Source organism: Streptomyces calidiresistens (assembly GCF_014141525.1).
Classification (GTDB): domain Bacteria; phylum Actinomycetota; class Actinomycetes; order Streptomycetales; family Streptomycetaceae; genus Streptomyces; species Streptomyces calidiresistens.
Genome location: NZ_VKHS01000923.1, coordinates 1 through 1953, shown reverse-complemented (window position 1 = coordinate 1953; position 1953 = coordinate 1). Strand labels below are relative to the sequence as shown.

Annotated in this window: 2 protein-coding genes and 1 riboswitch; both genes read left to right on the top strand. The window is 72.2% G+C overall.

The features are described 5' to 3' along the window. A partial coding sequence (locus tag FOE67_RS24175; protein WP_182666955.1) for a SpoIIE family protein phosphatase occupies window positions 1-391 on the top strand: 391 nt, incomplete at its 5' end. Between the two features lie 185 nt (window positions 392-576). Further along, a riboswitch (cyclic di-AMP (ydaO/yuaA leader) is annotated at window positions 577-739 on the top strand. Between the two features lie 327 nt (window positions 740-1066). Further along, the gene (locus tag FOE67_RS24170; RefSeq protein WP_182666954.1) at window positions 1067-1921 is read left to right on the top strand and encodes a M23 family metallopeptidase; all 855 of its coding nucleotides are present in this window, start codon (window positions 1067-1069) and stop codon (window positions 1919-1921) included. Window positions 1922-1953: the final 32 nt, after the last annotated feature.

The window sequence follows — 1953 nt, the reverse complement described above, 5'->3', positions numbered from 1 at the left end:
TATAAGAGGCAGGCCGGGCGGGGGGCGGGTGCAGGAGTACGCGTTCCCGCCGGGGGCGAGCCTGCTCCTGTACACCGACGGGGTGAGTGAGGCGCGCGACGAGAAAGGGAGGTTCTACGACCCCGCGGCGGCACTGGACGGGCGGCGGTTCACCCGTCCCCGGCGGGTGCTGGACGTCCTGTTCTCCGACATCGCCGACCACACCGACGGGGCGCCCCAGGACGACATCGCGGTGCTGGTGGTGCGTCGCCCGGTGCCCGGCGAGGATCTCGACGACGGGGAGGGCGGTCGTTCGGGACGGCGACGGAGGGTCTCCCGGCCCGACGGGAGGGGCGGGTCGCGGAGGGCTGTCACCGAAGGTGAACGACCCGGTGCGGGCGATAACAACTGACGAACCATCAGATATTCGCCCCCGCCGTTGCCCGGTGATCTTTTGTCCCCTTTGGGCTCCCCGGTGATGAAACGTCCACCTGAAGAGAGCCTTAAATCACCTGCCGTGACTTGGAATTCGGCGAGGGCCTCTATTAACGTTCGATAACGCAGCGCGGTCCGGTACCGCCGTCGCAAGGGACGGCGCCGTGCTCTGCGTCGAATCCATGGGGGCGGGTCACCGCTCCCGGGAGCCGGGGAACCACTCAACCCGGGGTGAATCGGGCGGCCGACCCGCGTCGGCGGCCCGTAGGAGACGTTCCCGCTCCGAACCCGTCAGCTAACCCGGTAGGCGGATGAGGGAAAGGAGCGCCTTCGTGGCGTCGCAGCAGCCCGCTCCGGCGGAGGACGTGTACGGCCGGCCGACCGGCGCGTACCCCACCGTCGACACCGCCCACCGATTCGGTGGGAGCCCCTTCGAGGCGGACCGGTACGGTCACACCGATTGGTTCGGCCACTCGGCCCCCGGAGAGGCCGGCACCCCTTCTTCCTCCGGGGATACCCCCGGTGGTTCCTTCGAAAACTCCTTCCATCACGAGGGCTTCCCGGCCCCCCGCGCCGCGGGGGACGAGCGGGTCACCCCCGGGTCGACGGAGGATTTCGCACCCGCTTTCGACGCCTACCCCGCGCCGGCGGCATGGCCTCCGCCCAGGAGGGCGGCGACGCCTCCGGGGCCGACCGCGTCCGGTCCATCCCGGACCGGATCCCCGGCCTGAGCGCCTTCCTCTCCGACAAGGACGAGGAGGCCGCGACGACGCAGACCCCGGTGATCACCGCCGCCCCGCTGACCTCCGCGGGCGTCGCGGTCACCGCCGCCGCCCCCGGCTCGGATCCGTCGAGCGACCCGGGAGAGGCGCTGCGCTCCCGCATCCTGCAGCAGGCGGACGCCCAGGAGGCCATCGTCGAGGCCGAGCGCCGCGCCGAGATCGAGGCGAAGGCCGTCACGGCCGCCGCCGAGGAGGCCGCCGAACTCGCCGAGCGCGAGCGCCTGGAGGCCGAGGAGCGCGAGCGCGCCGAGGAGGAGCGCAAGCGGAAGGAAGAGGAGGAGCGCAAGCGCAAGGAGGAGGAGGAACGCCTCCGGCAGCTGCGCGAGAGCTACGTCGCCCCCCTCGCCTCGTACTCCCTCTCCTCCGGGTACGGCGCCGCGGGCGCCATGTGGTCCAGCGGCTACCACACCGGCACCGACCTGGTGGCCCCCGCCGGCACCCCCATCAAGAACATCCACACCGGCGTGGTCAAGGAGGCCGCCTGGGCGGGCTCCTACGGCTACCGGGTGGTGATCGAGCTGGCCGACGGCACCGAGATCTCCTACAGCCACCTGTCCTCCATGGCCGTGGTCGCGGGCCAGGAGGTCGTCACCGGTGAGGTCATCGGCAACGTCGGCTCCACCGGCAACTCCACCGGCCCCCACCTCCACCTGGAGGTCCAGCCGGCGGGCAGCGGCACCGTGGACCCGCTGGCCTGGATGCGCGGCAAGGGCGTCGCCATCTGATCCGGGGGCGCCCCGCGCCCCCATCCGCGCCC

Bases quoted from the DNA above. Each gene is read 5' to 3' on its own strand.
- FOE67_RS24170 (WP_182666954.1), top strand. From the start codon at position 1,067: ATGGCCTCCGCCCAGGAGGGCGGCGACGCCTCCGGGGCCGACCGCGTC.